The sequence below is a fragment of the Streptomyces melanosporofaciens genome (assembly GCF_900105695.1).
In the GTDB taxonomy this organism is placed as follows: Bacteria; Actinomycetota; Actinomycetes; order Streptomycetales; family Streptomycetaceae; genus Streptomyces; species Streptomyces antimycoticus.
Window position 1 is genome coordinate 1,118,832 of sequence record NZ_FNST01000002.1, and the last position, 16,370, is coordinate 1,135,201.

The window sequence follows — 16,370 nt, forward strand, 5'->3', positions numbered from 1 at the left end:
CCGCTCAGCCCTGGCGGGCCAGGTCGGCGGCGCCGACGAGCCCGGCCTTGCCGCCGAGCTGGGCGGCGAGCACCTGGGCGTGCGGACGCCACTGATTGCCGACCAGCCAGCGCCGGAAGGACTTGCGGATCGGCTCCAGGACCAGATCGCCCTCGTCGGAGACCCCGCCGCCGACGATGAACGCCGAGGGGTCGAAGAGCGAGGCGAGGTCGGCCAGCCCGGCTCCGGCCCAGCGGGCCAGCTCGCGGAAGGAGTCGATGGCCACCGGGTCGCCCTGACGGGCGGCGTCGCTGATGTGCTTGCCCTCGATACCCTCGGCGGTGCCGTCGCCCAGGCCGAGGAGGACCGTGGCGTTCTCCGGGGTGGCGGCGGCGCGCTGCCTGGCGTAGCGGACCAGCGCACGGCCGGAGGCGTACTGCTCCCAGCAGCCCTGGCTGCCGCAGCCGCACAGCAGACCGTCGGGGACGACCCTTATGTGGCCGAACTCGGCCGCGACGCCGAAGCGGCCGCGGTGCAGCTTGCCGCCGATGATGATGCCGCCACCGAGGCCGGTGCCGAGCGTGATGCACACGACGTCGTCATGGCCGACCCCGGCGCCGAAGCGGTATTCGCCCCAGGCGGCCGCGTTGGCGTCGTTCTCCACCACGACGGGCAGGCCGACGCGCTGCTCGACCTTGTCCTTGAGCGCCTCGTGCCGCCAGTTGATGTTGGGCGCGAAGAGCACGGTGGCGCGCTTGTCGTCCACATATCCGGCCGCGCCGATACCGACGGCCTCGATCTCGTGCCCCTCGCTGACGATGCGCACCGCGTCCGCGATGGCGTCGACGACTCCCTCGGGAGTCTGCGGGGTCGAAACCTGGCTCGTCTCGAGAATCGAGCCCTCTTCGTCGACCACGCCGGCCGCGATCTTCGTACCGCCGATGTCGACGCCGATGGTGAGTCCCATGAGTCCCTCAGTTATTTGGTCGAACCCCGCCGAGGCTAACGGTACCGGAGGTGGCGCTCAGTCGAGGTCGATGTGTTCACTACTCGAACTCTTCGATTCATCACCGCGATCTTTGGTGCTGCCCTCGGCGCCCTGGGTCCAGCGCCGCTCCTGGCCGGTCACGGCGGCGCGATAGGCCGCGAGCAGCTCGGACCCGGCGCTGGCGAGGTGTTCGAAAACATCTGGATTGCGCTCTATGACCGGTTCCGCGGCGGCCTTCGCCTGTTCGATCAATTGTTGTACGGCCCCCTGAACCGCCGTTCCGGCGAGCGGCGCCTGGAGCCCGGCGACCTTGTCGGCGAGCGCGTCGGCCAGCTTGAGGAACTCCTCGGCGACACTCCCCGGCTCCTCGGCGGTCTGCCGGGCCCGCCGCCTGGCCCGCTCGGCGGCGAGGTCCTCCGCACACGCCTGCTCCCAGGCGTCGGGGTCCAGCTCGGTGACCGGTACATCGGTGAGCGGGGGCTCTGCGGGGCGCTCGGTGGCATCGCTCATGGCGAACTCCTGCGGCGGGGATGCTGGCTGCCCGGTGACGTTCATCCGGGCTTATGACCGACGTTACCCGAAGGAGGGGGGCGGGGTCAGAGCCCGGGACCGGCCAGGACCGGAGCCGGGGACCGGCCGGAGCCGGGGACCCGGACCGGCCGGAGCCGGGGACCCGGACCGGCCGGAGCCGGAGCCGGGGTCAGAGCCGCTTCGGCCACAGGTCGGGATCGGGGGTGAAGCGCACCTGAAGCCATCCGTCGCGCAGCCCGGCGGCGGAGACGGTGCAGCGGCGCAGGGCGGACGGCAGCGGCAGCACCCGGTGGAACGGGCCGACGGTGACGATCAGTTCGTCGCCCCGGCGCACCAGCCCGAGCCCGTCGCGGTCGGCGCCGGGCAGCGGCAGCCGCCACAACAGCACCCCGTCGTCGGCCAGCCGGTCCTCGACGGTCCAGGGGTCGGGGGCGGGCCGGTCGGGCCGCGCCCCGGGGCCCCGACGGCCCCGGCGAGCGCGGCGAGCCCGGCCGGGGCGCGCTGGGCGTCCCCACCGTCCACACCGTCCACACCGCCCTCGCCGGGCCGCGGCTCCGCGCCCCGCGGATCGCCTACGCCGTGCGGATCGCGGCCCAGATGCGGCAGCTCACGGACCGGGACGGCGGGCGCCCACTGCTCGTACAGCTCCTTGAGCGCGGCCTGCTGCTGCCCGGAGAGCGCGGCGAGCCACGGGTCGGAGGTCCCGGTCGGCAGCAGCCGGTTCGCGATCACCGCCTCCACCCGGCAGCCGTGCAGCGCGAGGCCGGCGCGGGCGGTGCGCAGCGCCCGGTCGGCGAGCGGCCCGGGCTCCACGACCAGCCGTACCGTCGTGGCCTCGGACTCGATCACCCCCTGGACGGCGGCCAGTTCCCGCTCCCAGCGCTCGGCCGTCTCGTACAGCTTCTGCGCGGGCATCGGCACCCCCGCGAGCTGGGCGAGCATCGGCCGCAGCGCACGGGCCGCCTGCCGCTCGGCGGGCAGCAGCCGCCGAAGATAGCGCCGGAGCTGCTCGGGCAGCGCGAGCAGCGCGACGGTGTCCGGAGCGGGCGGCATGTCGACGACGAGGACGTCCCAGCCGGTGCCGGGCGGGGCGGTCTGGGCGGCACGCAGGGCGCGCAGCAGCGCGATGGACTCCACCCCGGGGAGGGCGGTCAGCTCCTCGCCGTCCAGCGGGGTCGCGCCGAGCAGGTCGAGCAGGCCGTGACCGCGGTCCTGCAAGGCGGTGAGCTCACCGCGGAACCACTCGTCCGTGATGATCCGCGCGACCCACAGCCCCGGGGCGAGCTCGACGGGGACGGACCACGGCAGCCGGTCCGCCGGCCGCCCGGGGGCGGAGCGCAGCGCGCGGATGCCGAGCAGCGCCTCGGGAGTGCCGTCCGGGTCGGCGGTGAGCAGCAGCGTCCGCTGCCCCTCACGGGCGGCGGCGAGGGCGGTCGCGGCGGCCACGGTGGTGCGGCCCGCGCCGCCGGTACCGGTGACGAGGACCGTACGCATGAAGGGAGCCTCCGGCAGGGTGATGCGTCAGATGCGCGGCGCGGGTTGAATGGTCCGCCCGGCCGGAGCGTACCCCGCGCCGCGGACCACCCCGGGCACCGTCGGGCCGGGGTGGTCCGCCCGGTTCAGGCGCTCTCGACGCGCTTCTTCAGGCCCGCCAGCGCGCGGTCGATGATGACCTTCTCGGCCTTGCGCTTGATCATGCCCAGCATGGGGATCTTGACGTCAACCGTGAGCTGGTAGGTCACCTCGGTGCTCTTGCCGCCGTCGAGCGCCGACAGCCGGTAGGAGCCGTCAAGGGTGCGCAGCATCTGGGACTTGACCAGGGACCAGTTGACCTGGTCGTCTCCGGTCCAGCTGTACTGGAGGGTGTAGTCGTCCTTGATCGCCCCGGCGTCGAGCAGCATCCGCACCTGCTCGGCGCGCCCCCGCTCGTCCTTGGTGAGGATGTCGGCCTCCTTCACCTCACCGGACCACTCCGGGTAACGGTCGAAGTCGGCGATCACCTCCATCACGTCGGCCGGGGCCGCCTCGATCGTGATGCTCGAGCTGGTGTGTTCCGCCATCGCCGTGGCTCCTCCGTACCGGTCCGCCGCATGAGCTCTCTGCCGCTGAAGGCTACCGCGCGCGCGTCACCACTCCAGGGTCCAGGGGGTGCCGGAGGAGGCGAAGTGTCCGACATTGACGCACTCGGTGGCGCCGATCCGCATACGGCGGACGAGCGGCTGATGGACATGGCCGAAGAGGGAGTACTTGGGACGGACGGTGTGGATCGCCTCCAGCAGGGCGGCGCTGCCGCGCTCGAAGCGGCGGGCGACGGTGTCGTAGCAGAGGTCGGGCACATCCGGCGGGATGTGGGTGCAGAGCACGTCCACCTCGCCGAGCGCCGCGATCTTCGCCGCGTAGGTCTCGTCGTCGATCTCGTAGGGGGTGCGCATCGGGGTGCGCAGCCCGCCGCCCACGAAACCGAAGACCAGCCCGCCGATCTCGGCGCGCTCACCGTCGAGGACGGTGGTACCGGCCTGGGCGTACTCCGGCCACAGTGACGGCATGTCGACATTTCCGTAGGTGGCGTACGTCGGAGTGGGGAACGCGGCGAAGAGCGCGGCGTACTGGCGGCGGATCGCGGACTCTATAGCCGTGCGGCGGTCGATCCCCGCCCACAGCCGGTCGCCGAACACCCGGGCCTCCTCGAAGCGGCGGGCGGTGCGCAGCTCGACGAGGCGGTCGGCGTTCTCGACCCCGAAGAGGTCGGGGAAGATGCCACGGGAGTGATCGGCGTAGTCGAGGAAGAGCACGAGGTCGCCGAGGCATATCAGGGCGTCCGCCCCGTCACCGGCCTTCTCCAGGTCCTCACTGTTGCCATGCACGTCACTCACCACGTGGACTCGCATGCATGTCACCCTAAGACGTATGGGCCCGTGCCCGTAAGGTGTTCTGCCTGCAGCGACCCGCGTCCACCTGCGGTTCCTCAGCGGCCGCGACGTCCGTCGACTAGTCTGCGGACAGCATGAAGGCGGTGTGTGACGCATCAAACATCTGGGCAGGAACCCCTATCCCGGAAGCGTACCGATGGGTAACGTCCGGGCCGTCCACCACCCCCCATGCCCTGTAGCGGCGCCGGCGCCCCATGAGGAGCAGCAGTCTTGCGCGAGTTCAGCCTTCCGGCCCTGTACGAGGTCCCGGCCGACGGCAATCTGACGGATCTCATCCGCCGCAATGCCGCACAGCATCCCGATGTCGCCGTGGTCGGCCGCAAGGTCGACGGCCAATGGGAGGACGTGACCGCGACCGCGTTCCTGGCCGAAGTGCGGGCCGCCGCCAAGGGCCTGATCGCGGCCGGGGTCGAGCCGGGCGACCGGGTCGGCCTGATGTCGCGGACCCGCTACGAATGGACACTGCTGGACTTCGCCATCTGGAGCGCCGGCGGGGTCACCGTGCCGGTGTACGAGACGAGTTCACCGGAGCAGATCCAGTGGATCCTCAGCGATTCGGGCGCGGTGGCCGCGCTGGTCGAGACCGGGATCCACGAGGCCGCCGTCGAGGCCGTACGGGACAGCCTGCCCACCCTGAAGCACCTCTGGCGGATCGAGGGCGATGCCATCGATACGCTGCGGAAGCTGGGCGCGGACGTGCCCGAGGAGAAGGTGGACGAGCGCTCCTCGATCGCCAACGCCGACTCCCCCGCCACCATCGTCTACACCTCGGGCACCACGGGCCGCCCCAAGGGCTGTGTGCTCTCGCACCGCAGCTTCTTCGCCGAATGCGGCAACGCGGTGGCGCGGCTCAAGCCGATCTTCAACACCGGTGAGTCCTCGGTGCTGCTGTTCCTCCCCGAGGCCCATGTCTTCGGGCGGCTGGTGGAGATCGCGGCGGTGCTGGCGCCGATCAAGCTCGGCCATGTGCCGGATGTGAAGTCCCTGACCGACGAACTCGCCGCGTTCCGGCCCACCTTGGTGCTGGGCGTGCCGCGCGTCTTCGAGAAGGTCTACAACTCGGCGCGGGCGAAGGCCCAGTCCGAGGGCAAGGGCAAGATCTTCGACAAAGCGGCCGACACCGCCATCGAGTACAGCAAGGCGCTGGACGCCCCGGGCGGGCCGTCCTTCGGGCTCCGGTTCAAGCACAAGGTCTTCGACCGGCTGGTCTACAGCAAGCTGCGGGCCGTGCTGGGCGGCCGGGCCACCCACGCCATCTCCGGCGGTGCGCCGCTGGGCGCGCGGCTGGGCCACTTCTACCGGGGCATCGGCTTCACGGTGCTGGAGGGGTACGGCCTGACGGAGTCCTGCGCGGCGACCACCTTCAACCCCTGGGATCGGCAGAAGATCGGCTCGGTCGGGCAGCCGATGCCGGGCACGGTGGTGCGCATCGCCGACGACGGCGAGGTGCTGCTCCACGGTGAGCACCTCTTCACCGAGTACTGGAACAACGAGACGGCCACCGCGGACGCGCTGTCGGACGGCTGGTTCCACACCGGGGACGTGGGCACGCTCGACGAGGACGGCTACCTCACCATCACCGGCCGCAAGAAGGAGATCATCGTCACCGCGGGCGGCAAGAACGTCGCCCCGGCGGTGATCGAGGACCGGATCCGCGCCCATGCCCTGGTCGCCGAGTGCATGGTCGTCGGCGACGGCCGTCCCTTCGTGGGCGCGCTGGTCACGGTGGACGAGGAGTTCCTGCCCCGCTGGGCGGCCGAACACGGCAAGCCCGAGGGTGTGACCGTGGCCGAGCTGCGCGAGGACCCGGATCTGCTGGCCGAGATCCAGCAGGCGGTGGAGGACGGCAACGCGGCGGTGTCCAAGGCGGAGTCGGTGCGCAAGTTCCGCGTCCTGGCGACGCAGTTCACCGAGGACTCCGGGCATGTGACGCCCTCGCTGAAGCTGAAGCGGAACGTGGTGGCGAAGGACTTCGCGTCCGAGATCGAGGCCATCTACCGCGGCTGACGACGGCGAGGCCCGGGGGCGCTCCCCCGGGCCCGGACCGTCACAGCGGCGACGTCAGGGACCGCCACGGCGCGACGCCGGGGGCCACCACTCCCCGGTGCCGGGGACCGTCACAGCAGCGACTTCAGGCGGTCGGCCAGCAGATCCCAGCGCCAGCGCTCCTCCACCCAGGCGCGGCCCCGCTCGCCCATGCGGCGGCGCAGCTCGGCGTCCTCCAGCAGGGCCACGACGCGCTCGGCGCTCTGCTCGGCGGAGTCGCCCCGGACGACCCACCCGGTCTCCCCGTCCAGCACCGCGTCCGGCGCCCCGCCCGAGTCCCCGGCGACGACCGGCAGCCCGGTCGCGGACGCCTCCAGATAGACGATGCCGAGGCCCTCGACGTCCAGCCCGCCGCGGCGGGTGCGGCAGGGCATGGCGAAGACGTCACCCGCGCCGTAGTGGGCGGGCAGTTCCTCCCAGGGCACGGGGCCGGTGAACCGTACGGAGTCGGCCACCCCCTCGGTCTCCGCGAGCCGGCTCAGATCCTTCGCGTACGGCCCGCCGCCGACGATCAGCAGCACCGCGTCCGGCACCCGCTTCAGGATCCGCGGCATGGCCCGGATCAGCGTGTCCTGCCCCTTGCGCGGCACCAGCCGGGAGACGCACACCACGACGGGCCGCTCGGCGAGGCCCAGCCGGGCCCGGATCTCGTCGCCGCCCGAGCCGGGGTGGAAGGTCTTCTCGTCCACCCCGGGCGGCAGTTGCGCCATCCGGGCGGCGTCCCGGGGGTCGAGCGCGGCGGCGATACGGGAGCGGGTGTACTCACCCAGATAGGTGAGGGTGTCCGTGGACCCGCCGATCCGCCGCAGCAGCCGCCGTGCGGCGGGAAGCTGCGCCCAGGCCGCCTCGTGGCCGTGCGTCGTGGCCACCAGCCGCCGCGCCCCCGCCGCGCGCAGCGCCGGGGCCATCAGCCCGAGCGGCGCGGCGGCGCCGAACCACACCGAGGTGCAGCCGTGCTCCCGCAGCAGCGCGGTCGCGCGGCGGGTGACCCGCGGAGTGGGCAGCAGCATGGTGGTCCGGTCGCGGATGACCTGGTACGGCTGCTCGGCGTCGAAGCGGGCGGTGGCCTCGGCGCCCTCCTGGCCGCGCTTCCACGTGGAGGCGTAGACGACGATCCGGTCCGGGTCGAGGCGCAGCGCGATGTTGTGCAGAAACGCCTGGATGCCGCCGGGGCGGGGCGGAAAGTCGTTGGTCACGAGCAGGGTCTTGTCCATCGTGGCCGACAGTACCGGGTGCCGCGGCGGGCCCGCTCCGGCCCACCCGGGCGCGGGGACCAGGGGCGGCGCTCAGCCCAGCTCGGTCGCCACGTACTTCCGCCACAGCACCGTGAACTCCGTCAGGCTCACCCCCAGCACCTTCCGCAGCGCCGACTCCACCGCCCCCGAGCGCTTCGATGCCCGGCCCACCGTGCGGTAGAAGTCGACCAGCTTCTTCTCGCCCCACCGGTCCGCGATCAGGCGGCAGGCGAGCCAGCCCTGTTCATAGGCGCGGGAGAGGCGGTCGGGGTCGCTGCCGAAGCGGAAGTCGTCGTCGCGCGGCAGCGAGGTGGGCAGCTGCCCGGCGACGACGGCGTCGGTGAGTTCGGGGGCGACCTGGCGGGGGGTGCGGCCGGGGGTGCGGTAGCCCACCCAGTCGGCGAAGCCCTCGGAGAGCCAGAGCGGGGTGGCGGCGCTGGTGGCGGTCCGGGTGGCGACATGGGCCGTCTCATGGGTGATCACGACGCGCCGCCCGAAGTCGCCGAGGACCTGGTACGCCTCGGGGTTGACGATCACCCGGTCGGCGGGCGCCTCGTCACCGGTCCCGCCGACCTCGCCCGTGGTGACGGCGGCGATCCCCCGGTAGCCGTCCGCGGAGGCGCCGAGCAGGGCCGCCATCCGGTCCAGGGAGTCGGGGACCTCGACCACCACGCGTCCGGCCCACTCATGGGGCCAGACCCGGCCGAGGGCTGGCACCGCCCGGTCCGCGATACCGGCGACCGCGCGCAGCACCCGCCGCTCCTGGCCGACGCCCAGGACGAGGCTGTGGGCGCCGCGGACGACGTCGACCGTGCCCTGGTCCCAGAGCTGTTCCGTACCGCGCTTGCCGTCCACCACGCCGTTGTCGGAGGCGACGTACCACCGCCCGCCGCGCCGGGCGAGGGTCAGGTACTGGGCGGAGACGACCGGCGCGGTGTCGTATCCCGTCAGCCGGTACCGGAGTTCGACCTGTGCGGCGAGGCTTCGGCCGCCGACCGGGGCGGGGGTGAAACCGCCGGTGCGCACCAGCCGGTAGGTCCAGGAGCGCAGCGGTACGGCGGACATCTGCCGGAACACCCGCCGCTGCTCGGCCACATAGCGGGCGGAGCCGCGGTCCACGGTGGCGAGGAAGGCGTCCGCGTCCCGCTCCCGGACCGCGGCGGCCCGCTGGTCCAGCAGGCGCTGCACGGCCCGGCCGTCGCGCCCCTCGGGGTCGTCGGGCGCGGGGGCGGGGGCGCAGCCGCCCAGCGCGGTCAGGGTGAACGTGCCCACCAGCGGCAGGCACAGCAGCGCCCGCCATCCGCCCGATCTCCACCGACCCGCCACGTCTTAGATCGTACGAGCCCGCGCGCCGGCTTCAGACACGAGTGATGGAAGAGATCGGCAACATGTCCACGGGGTCGTAGCGGACCCGTGCCCCGGGGTAGGGGGCGTGGATCACCTGTCCGTTGCCCGCGTACATCGCGACATGGCTGGCGTCGGAGCGGTAGACCACCAGATCGCCGGGGCGGGCCTGGGACAGCGGCACCGGCTGCCCGGCGTGCGCCTGGTCCTGTGAGGTGCGCGGAATGGCCACCCCGGCGTGGGCGTAGGCCCATTGGGTCAGCCCGGAGCAGTCGAAGGCGGTGGGACCGGCGTGGCCCCAGGCGTACGGCAGCCCGAGGGCCGCCCGTGCCGCGCCGAACGCCGCGGCGGCCCGCCCGGAAAACGGCGCGGCATGCCGCCCGCCGATGCGGCCGCCGGGGAGCTCGCCGGGGCCGGTTCCGGGGCCGGAGGAGAGGGTGCCCGGTGGCAGGCCGGCGAGGGCGCCGGGCTCGCGTCCGCCCGCCCGCGAGGCGCGGTGGGCGTAGCGCTCCCGCTCCCCGGGCGGCAGCGCGTTCACCAGCCGCCGCGCGGTGGCCAACCGGTGCTGGACCGCCCGCTTGTGGCGGGCCACGGCCCGGCGGCTGTGCTCCAGCTTCACCAGCTTGGCCGCGGCCTCCGCGCGCTCCTGCCGCAGCGTGCGCTGGGCGCTCTGGACCACCCGTAGCTGTGCGGCCTGACGGCTGGTGATCCGCTCCAGGGTGGCGGCCCGGTCGAGGTACTGGGCCGGGTCGCCGGAGAGGAGCAGGGCCAGGCCCGGGTCGATCCCGCCGGTGCGGTACTGCCCGCCCGCGAGGGCGCCGAGCGCCACCCGCATCCGGTTGACCCGCCCCTGGCCGCGGGCGACCCGGTCCTGGATCCGGTCGACCTCGCGGCGCAGGGCCTGGGTGCGCGTCTGCGCCGTGTTGTAGCGCTCGGTGGCCCGCTCCGCCTGGGCGTAGAGCGTGGCGATGCGGTCGCCGGCGGACCGGGCGGCCGGACGGCCCGCCGGGTCATCCGGTTCGGCACCGGCCGCCACGGCGGACAGCGCGGCGGCGGAGGCCACCGCGGCCGCCGAGGCGGCGGTCCAGACGGCGGCCCGGCCGGACCCGGGTTTCGCGACGCGACGACAGGACGCCATGGGTAGCCGCACTCCCTTCCGCAGTGTCGGGCTGAGAACTGCGGGCAGACAGTAGCCGTGGGGCTACCCACGGTCCAACGGCCGTGGTGTGCGGAGAAACTGACGCCCCGCCGAGTGACGCAGGTCACCGGCGGGGCGGGGGATCAGCGAGGGCGCTGGAGGTTCGCCCTAAAGGATGGCTCTTGGGGCGGTTTGAGACCCGTTTTCCAGTTCCTGATCAGACCTTCCGGATCAGACCCGGACGCCGAACTGGAACGGCATGTTGTCCATCGACTCGTAGCGCACACCGGCACCGGGCTTGGGCGCGTGCAGCACCTGGCCGTTGCCCGCGTAGAGACCTATGTGGTGCAGGTCGCCGTAGAAGAGCACCAGGTCGCCCGGCTTGAGCTCACCGCGGCCGATGCGGCTGCCGGCGTTCGCCTGGTCCTGGGAGATGCGCGGCAGCTGCACCCCGGCCTGCTGGTAGGCCCAGCCGGTGAGTCCGGAGCAGTCGAAGGAGGACGGACCGGTCGCGCCCCAGACGTACGGGAGGCCGATCTTCGTCTTGGCGGCGGCGAGCGCGGCGGCGGCACGCCCCGACTCCGGCACCTCGTTGCCCAGGTCGACCCGGCTGCTGGAGCGGTTGGCGCGCTCCGCGTCCTGGGCCGCCATCTGGGCGCGCTCCTTGGCGGTCAGGGTGTTGAGGAGGTTCCGGGCCTTGGACAGCTTGCCCTGGATCTCGTCCTTCTTCTTGCCGAGCGCCTTACGGGTGTCCGCCAGGTCCTGCAGCTTGGTGGACGCCTCCTCGCGCTGCTGCTTGAGGGTGCGCTGCTTGTCGGCGATCTTCCGCAGGGACTCGGCCTGCTTGCCGCTCAGCTGGCTGAGGGTGGACGCCTTCTCGAGGTAGGTGTCCGGGTCGGAGGAGAGGAGCAGCTGCACCGAGGGGTCGATGCCGCCGGAGCGGTACTGGGCGGTGGCCATCGAACCCAGGCCGTTGCGCAGCTTGTTCAGGTCCTCCTGACCGCGCGCCACCTTGTCCTGCAGATCGCCGACCTGCTTCTCCAGCTTCTCCTGCTTCTCCTTGGCGCCGTTGTACTTCTCGGTCGCCTGCTCCGCCTCTTCGTAGAGCTTGTCGACCTGCTCCTTGACGTCCTTCTTGTCCTGCTTCGGAGCGGCCTGGGCGGCCTGGGAAGTGAGAGCGACGGCGGCTGCCGCGGTCGCGGTAAGGACGGTTACCCGAGTGCGGCTCGGCTGCTTGGGTCGACGGTGGGACGCCACGAAGGCGAGCTCCTTCTTCCTCCAGCCGCCTACCGGGAGTTGGTGGGGTGGTGAGCCCCGGCTCCGCGACAGGGCGCGGACTCGGCGGTACCTCCGCTGTCACCCCGGATGGGTGATCAACCGCGCGAAGGTTCGAGCCGACCTTAGTGACCCCGCCGTGATCCGTTCAAATCCCAACGGCAAAAAAGTCGCCCCGGAAGCGCATCTTTTACGAATGTCACACGGGCAGTGATGGTCGATCGACGCTCCGCTGACAACAGAAGTGGTGCGAGGTCGACCTCTGAAGAGAGTTCGGGCGCTCAGCCACAGAAAAGCGGAAACCGGGGATACGGGAATAACGGAGATACGGGCTACGACGCCTCAGGTACGGGCAAGTCGCTTCAGCAGCAACGCGGATGCCACGGGGCGCGCTCCGGCGCGCGCCACTCCGTCGGCCACCTCGCGGTCGGTGGACACCACCACCACCGGCCGGCCGGGCGGCTCCGCCCGCACGATCTGCCGGATCAACTCGTCCGCCGTCACCCCGGGCTTGCTGAACAGCACCCGCACCCCGCGCGGCGGCGCGAGCAGCACCGGCGCGGCCAGCTCGGCCCCGTCGAAGACACAGGTCATCTCCGCGCCCGTCTGGGCCGCGAGCACCGCGAGGCCGCCCAGCAGCCGCAGCCGCTGCTTCTCCAACGGCATCGTGGGATAGCCGGTCTTGGTGACGTTGTAGCCGTCCACCACCAGATGCGCCTGCGGCAGCGCGAGCAGCTGGTCCAGCAGGGCCGGGTCCATCTCCGACAGCGCCCTGGTCGCTATGTCCTTCGGCGTCATCTTCCCCGGCTCCACGGCGTCCACCGTGTCCGCCGGGCGCATCGACGCGGGCGGCAGGGCCAGTTCGCGCCGCAGCCCCTGCGCCGCGTCCAGCACCGTGTCCAGCAGCAGCCGCAGCCGCATGTCCTCCACGCTGCGCCCCTCGCGCACCGCCCGCCGGCTGGCCTCCAGCGCCGACTCCGCCTCCGCGAGCCGGGCCCGCAGCCGCCGCGCCTCGCTGTCCGCGGTGGCCTGACGGGCCGCCGCCTCCGCCCGTACGGCCTCCAGCTCCGCCTCGGCCTTGCGCAGCGCGGCCGCGCCCCGCCGCACATCGCTCTGCGCGCTGCGCAGCTTGCGCTGCAGCCCGTCGTTCTCCTTACGGGCGGCCTCCAGTTCGGTGCGCGTCCGCTCCGTCTCATGCCGGGTGGCCGCCTTGGCCTCGGCGAGTTCGTCCCGCAGCCGCTGCAGCTCGCGCGCCGCCTCCTCGCCGGCCCGCTCGGCGGAGGCCCGCTGGGCCTCCTCGCCCGCCGCCTCGACCAGCTTGACCCAGCCCACCGGCCGCAGCACATACGCCACCGCCGCCACATCCACCGGATCGGCCGCGGCGGGCGGCGATCCGCCCTCGATGGCCTCGGCCAGCTCCCGCTGGGTCTCCCGCAGCCGTCCCGCGATCCGCTGCCGGAAGACGGGGTCGCTCTCCACCGCGGCGGCCATCGCGTTGCCCGCGAACTTGGCGCGGCGGGTCGGGGTGAAACGGGCGTACTGCCGCAACTGGGTGGGCAGCTCGGTGACCGTCAGCCCGCCGAAGGCGTCGGCGACCAGCGCCACCACCCGCCGCCGCACCCCTTCCGGCAGCGGGCGGTCCAGCGCCTCGGTGACGCCCTCGGCGTCACCGGCCGCCCCGGGGTCGCCGGTCCGCTCCACCACCTGTCATCGCTCCGTTCTCAGGCGCTCAGGCCGGTGCTCGGACGGTCCACGAGTTCTACCTGGTCGACCGCGTTGCACCAGCGACAGCGCACTGACTCAATGGTCTCACTGAGCACCTCGCGTTCCTCGACACTGGGTTCCCCGGCCAAGTCGAGATGCACATACTCCACGGCTCTGGTCGAGCGGGTCACATCGAACCGGGTGAGGTTGCCGCACAGTGTGCAACGCCAGCGGGTCCGGTCGGTCGGCAGGGGCACGGCCATGATTGCGGGTCCTCGCTTCTCGGCTCGTCGGCGGCGTCCTGTAACCCTACGGCCTGAGCCTTGCCCCGCGCCGGGCCCGTCCCGTCCGCGTCCCGGCGGGAGCGCGGCGAGGCGCTCTGTGGAGGTTGCGCCCGGTACGGAATGATCTGACCATGATCGAGACGTCGTCGGGGCGCGACCGCCCCTGGATGGCGGGGCCCGGCCGCCCGTGGGTGACATACGGCCTGATCGTCAGCTGCTGCCTGCTCTTCGTCATCGGACCGGCCTCGGGACTCAACCCCGGCTATGGCACGGGCGGGCGGCTGGTGGAGGCCCAGTCCACGTACTTCGAGCGCTGGGGCGTGGTGCCCAGCGCCCTGTGGAGCGGCTCCCCCGATCAGCCGCTCGCCCCGCTGACCGCACTGTTCGTGCACGGAAACTGGCTGCATCTGCTCGGCAACATGCTGTTTCTCTACGTCTTCGGGGCGATGACCGAGGAGCGGATGGGGCGAGTCCAGTTCGCCGTCTTCTACCTCGTCACGGGCTATCTGGCGCTGCTCGGCTACGCCGCCGCGCACGCCGACTCCGCCCAGACCCTGGTGGGCGCCTCCGGGTCCATTTCCGGAGTACTCGGCGCCTTCTTGTGGCTGTTTCCTCGAGCCAGGGTGACCAGTCTCTTTCCGTTTCTGTTCTTTCTGCCGCTGCGCTTTCCGGCCTGGGCGGTGCTGATCTTCTGGGTGGCCCTCCAGTGGCTGGCCGCCCGGCAGGCCGACGACCGCCCAGGCGTCGCCTATCTCGCCCATCTCGTGGGCTTCACGCTCGGCTTTCTCTACGCGTGGGGGCGGTTCGGGAGGACGACTAGAGTGGGCGGCGCAGCCAGGGCGAGTGAGGGAGAAAGCCAGCCGTGATCACTTCGATCGTGCTCATCAAGACCAGCGTGGACCGGATTCCGGAGACCGCCGAGAAAATCGCCGCGCTGGAGAACGTGAGCGAGGTCTACTCGGTCACCGGCGCACACGATCTGATCGCGATGGTGCGGGTGACCCGGCACGACGACCTCGCGGACATCATCACCGGCCAGATCAGCAAGCTGCCGGGGGTGGCCTCGACCGAGACGCACATCGCCTTCCGGACGTACTCGCAGCACGACCTCGAGGCGGCGTTCGCGATCGGCCTGGACGGCTAGCGCCGCCCCCTCCCAGCGCCCCGGGGGCTCAGCCGCGGTCCGGGACGCAGCGGCCGCCCTCGGTGCGGTAGCTCCACCGGGCCCCCTCGCGCACCAGCTCCTTCACGGCTCCGACGAACCGCTCGACATGCTCGTCCGGGGTGCCCGCCCCGAAGCTGACCCGGATCGCGTTCAGCGAGCGCTCCCCCGGCCCGGCCTCGGGCGCACCGCATTCGCCCGGCTCGTCGGGCTCACTGTCCAGCAAGGTGCGGACCAGCGGATGCGCGCAGAAGAGCCCGTCCCGTACGCCGATGCCGTACTCGGCGGAGAGCGCCGCCGCGAAGTGGGAGCTGTTCCAGCCCTCCACCACGAACGACAGCACGCCGACCCGGGGGGCGTCGTCGCCGAAGAGCGAGAGCACCCGCACCTCGGGCACCTCGGCCAGCCCCGTCCGCACCTTCTCGATCAGCTGCCGCTCACGGGCGACCAGGCCCTCGAAACCGGCCTCGGCAAGCGCCCTGCACGCCGACGCGATCGCGTAGACGCCGATGACGTTCGGGGAGCCCGCCTCGTGCCGGGCGGCGGTGGTGTGCCACTCGACGTCGACCCCGCCGTCGTCCCTGCGCGTCACCTTACGGCTGGCGCCACCGCCCGCCAGATACGGCCGGGCCTCCCGCAGCCAGTCCGCCCGGCCGGCCAGCACACCGGCGCCGAAGGGCGCGTACAGCTTGTGCCCGGAGAAGGCCACCCAGTCGACGTCCGCCTCCGCGATGTCCACGGGGTGGTGCGGGGCAAGCTGCGCGGCGTCCAGGACGATACGGGCGCCGTGTGCGTGCGCGGCCGCGGCCAGCTCCCGCACCGGCCACAGCTCACCGGTCACATTGGACGCGCCGGTCACGCAGACCAGCGCCGGGCCCTCGGCACGGCCCGCGAGCGCCTTCTCCAGCGTCTCCACCGCCTGCCGCGAGGAGCGCGGGGCGCTGAGGTAGCGAACGGTGACGTCCTCCCGCTGCTCCCAGGGCAGCAGCGAGGCGTGGTGCTCGGTCTCGAAGACGAAGACCTCGGTGCCCCGCGGCGCCACGGCGGCCAGGAGGTTGAGCGAATCGGTGGTGGAGCGGGTGAAGACGACCTGGTCGTCCTCGCGGCAGCCGAGGAAGGCGGCGACGTCCTTACGGCTGTTCTCGAAGAGGTCGGTGGACAGCTGCGAGAGGTAGCCCGCCCCGCGGTGCACGCTGCCGTAGTAGGGCGCGTAGGCGGCGATGTCGTCCCAGACCCGCCGCAGCGCGGGGGCGCTGGCGGCGTAGTCGAGCGCCGCGTAGGTCACCTCGCCCCCGGTGACCAGGGGCACCAGGACATCGCTGCCCAGCACGGGCAGCGGCTCACAGGCGGCGACGGAGGAGTCGGCGCAGGCGGCGGAAGCGGCGGCGACGGAGGCGGTGGCAGAAGGGCGCGCGGACATGGCGAAGTCTCCCGGGAGAGTCGAGGCGTGGGAATGCGTGACGCGCACAAGGACGGCGGTGAGCCCGCCGTCAGGGCGCGGAAAGTCGCTCTCCGCACGGCACCACCGCGCGGAGCACAGAAGGGGAAAACGGGCCGCTCGGCCCTAGCGCATTCGCTGCATCACGGAAGAACTCCCTCGACCACCAGGACCCCTAGTGAGAGGGGTCCGCGCTTGCCGCCGGCCTCGCTGCCTGGCGGCCTGGTCATCACCCGGGGCACCCCGCCACGGACGGAGGGTTGCCGGACAGCGGGCCGGGGCCGTAGTCGCTGTCACTCGTGACCTGGGCAGGAGT

General features: G+C 72.5%; 14 protein-coding genes, 1 pseudogene and 1 riboswitch. Of the genes and pseudogenes, 3 read left to right on the forward strand and 12 right to left on the reverse strand.

Going from position 1 to position 16,370, the window contains the following annotated elements; all coding sequences use genetic code 11:
* Positions 1-4: 4 nt before the first annotated feature.
* From BLV72_RS07630 to BLV72_RS07650, 5 genes and pseudogenes are all read right to left on the reverse strand, one after another.
* Positions 5-946, reverse strand: a complete 942-nt coding sequence (locus BLV72_RS07630) for an ROK family glucokinase (protein ID WP_059143420.1) — start codon at positions 944-946, stop codon at positions 5-7.
* Between the two features lie 57 nt (positions 947-1,003).
* On the reverse strand, positions 1,004-1,477 hold the full coding sequence (locus BLV72_RS07635) for a DUF5304 domain-containing protein (RefSeq protein WP_093461156.1): 474 nt from the start codon (positions 1,475-1,477) through the stop codon (positions 1,004-1,006).
* A 190-nt stretch (positions 1,478-1,667) separates the two neighbouring features.
* Positions 1,668-2,992, reverse strand: a pseudogene (locus BLV72_RS07640) (ArsA family ATPase).
* A 125-nt stretch (positions 2,993-3,117) separates the two neighbouring features.
* Positions 3,118-3,558 carry an SRPBCC family protein gene (locus BLV72_RS07645; RefSeq protein ID WP_059143417.1) on the reverse strand — a complete coding sequence of 147 codons (441 nt, stop codon included), beginning with the start codon at positions 3,556-3,558 and terminating at the stop codon, positions 3,118-3,120.
* Between the two features lie 66 nt (positions 3,559-3,624).
* Positions 3,625-4,386 (reverse strand): metallophosphoesterase family protein, encoded by a 762-nt coding sequence (locus tag BLV72_RS07650; RefSeq protein WP_093461157.1) that lies wholly within the window; start codon positions 4,384-4,386, stop codon positions 3,625-3,627.
* Positions 4,387-4,638: 252 nt separating this feature from the next.
* Between BLV72_RS07650 and BLV72_RS07655 the strand changes: the two genes are divergently transcribed.
* Positions 4,639-6,435 (forward strand): AMP-dependent synthetase/ligase, encoded by a 1,797-nt coding sequence (locus BLV72_RS07655; RefSeq protein ID WP_093461159.1) that lies wholly within the window; start codon positions 4,639-4,641, stop codon positions 6,433-6,435.
* 110 nt (positions 6,436-6,545) lie between these two features.
* On the opposite strand, the gene BLV72_RS07660 is transcribed toward BLV72_RS07655, so the two are convergent.
* From BLV72_RS07660 to BLV72_RS07685, 6 genes are all read right to left on the reverse strand, one after another.
* Positions 6,546-7,688, reverse strand: a complete 1,143-nt coding sequence (locus BLV72_RS07660; protein WP_093461161.1) for a glycosyltransferase family 4 protein — start codon at positions 7,686-7,688, stop codon at positions 6,546-6,548.
* Between the two features lie 72 nt (positions 7,689-7,760).
* A complete protein-coding gene (locus BLV72_RS07665; RefSeq protein ID WP_244320689.1) occupies positions 7,761-9,035 on the reverse strand; it encodes a hypothetical protein in 1,275 nt (424 codons plus the stop codon).
* 31 nt (positions 9,036-9,066) lie between these two features.
* Positions 9,067-10,191 carry a C40 family peptidase gene (locus BLV72_RS07670; RefSeq protein ID WP_093461163.1) on the reverse strand — a complete coding sequence of 375 codons (1,125 nt, stop codon included), beginning with the start codon at positions 10,189-10,191 and terminating at the stop codon, positions 9,067-9,069.
* A 231-nt stretch (positions 10,192-10,422) separates the two neighbouring features.
* On the reverse strand, positions 10,423-11,448 hold the full coding sequence (locus BLV72_RS07675) for a C40 family peptidase (RefSeq protein WP_093461164.1): 1,026 nt from the start codon (positions 11,446-11,448) through the stop codon (positions 10,423-10,425).
* Positions 11,449-11,808: 360 nt separating this feature from the next.
* Positions 11,809-13,170 carry an NYN domain-containing protein gene (locus BLV72_RS07680; RefSeq protein WP_093461166.1) on the reverse strand — a complete coding sequence of 454 codons (1,362 nt, stop codon included), beginning with the start codon at positions 13,168-13,170 and terminating at the stop codon, positions 11,809-11,811.
* Positions 13,171-13,187: 17 nt separating this feature from the next.
* The gene (locus BLV72_RS07685; protein ID WP_059143410.1) at positions 13,188-13,433 is read right to left on the reverse strand and encodes a hypothetical protein; all 246 of its coding nucleotides are present in this window, start codon (positions 13,431-13,433) and stop codon (positions 13,188-13,190) included.
* A 152-nt stretch (positions 13,434-13,585) separates the two neighbouring features.
* Here BLV72_RS07685 and BLV72_RS07690 point away from each other — a divergent pair, with 152 nt between their 5' ends.
* Positions 13,586-14,320 carry a rhomboid family intramembrane serine protease gene (locus BLV72_RS07690; protein WP_093461167.1) on the forward strand — a complete coding sequence of 245 codons (735 nt, stop codon included), beginning with the start codon at positions 13,586-13,588 and terminating at the stop codon, positions 14,318-14,320.
* On the forward strand, positions 14,317-14,598 hold the full coding sequence (locus BLV72_RS07695) for an Lrp/AsnC family transcriptional regulator (RefSeq protein ID WP_093461169.1): 282 nt from the start codon (positions 14,317-14,319) through the stop codon (positions 14,596-14,598). The genes BLV72_RS07690 and BLV72_RS07695 overlap by 4 nt, the downstream gene beginning before the upstream one ends.
* A 28-nt stretch (positions 14,599-14,626) precedes the next feature.
* On the opposite strand, the gene BLV72_RS07700 is transcribed toward BLV72_RS07695, so the two are convergent.
* Positions 14,627-16,036, reverse strand: coding sequence for an aminotransferase class V-fold PLP-dependent enzyme (locus BLV72_RS07700; RefSeq protein WP_093461170.1), 1,410 nt, complete (start codon positions 16,034-16,036; stop codon positions 14,627-14,629).
* Positions 16,037-16,240: 204 nt separating this feature from the next.
* Positions 16,241-16,359, reverse strand: a riboswitch (SAM riboswitch).
* Between the last annotated feature and the right edge of the window lie 11 nt (positions 16,360-16,370).

Excerpts from the sequence above, each read along its gene's own strand:
- BLV72_RS07700 (WP_093461170.1), bottom strand. The coding sequence starts at position 16,036 with ATGTCCGCGCGCCCTTCTGCCACCGCCTCCGTCGCCGCCGCTTCCGCC.
- BLV72_RS07660 (WP_093461161.1), bottom strand. The coding sequence starts at position 7,688 with ATGGACAAGACCCTGCTCGTGACCAACGACTTTCCGCCCCGCCCCGGC.
- BLV72_RS07685 (WP_059143410.1), bottom strand. The coding sequence starts at position 13,433 with ATGGCCGTGCCCCTGCCGACCGACCGGACCCGCTGGCGTTGCACACTG.
- BLV72_RS07635 (WP_093461156.1), bottom strand. The coding sequence starts at position 1,477 with ATGAGCGATGCCACCGAGCGCCCCGCAGAGCCCCCGCTCACCGATGTA.
- BLV72_RS07650 (WP_093461157.1), bottom strand. The coding sequence starts at position 4,386 with ATGCGAGTCCACGTGGTGAGTGACGTGCATGGCAACAGTGAGGACCTG.
- BLV72_RS07645 (WP_059143417.1), bottom strand. The coding sequence starts at position 3,558 with ATGGCGGAACACACCAGCTCGAGCATCACGATCGAGGCGGCCCCGGCC.
- BLV72_RS07630 (WP_059143420.1), bottom strand. The coding sequence starts at position 946 with ATGGGACTCACCATCGGCGTCGACATCGGCGGTACGAAGATCGCGGCC.
- BLV72_RS07670 (WP_093461163.1), bottom strand. The coding sequence starts at position 10,191 with ATGGCGTCCTGTCGTCGCGTCGCGAAACCCGGGTCCGGCCGGGCCGCC.
- BLV72_RS07690 (WP_093461167.1), top strand. The coding sequence starts at position 13,586 with ATGATCGAGACGTCGTCGGGGCGCGACCGCCCCTGGATGGCGGGGCCC.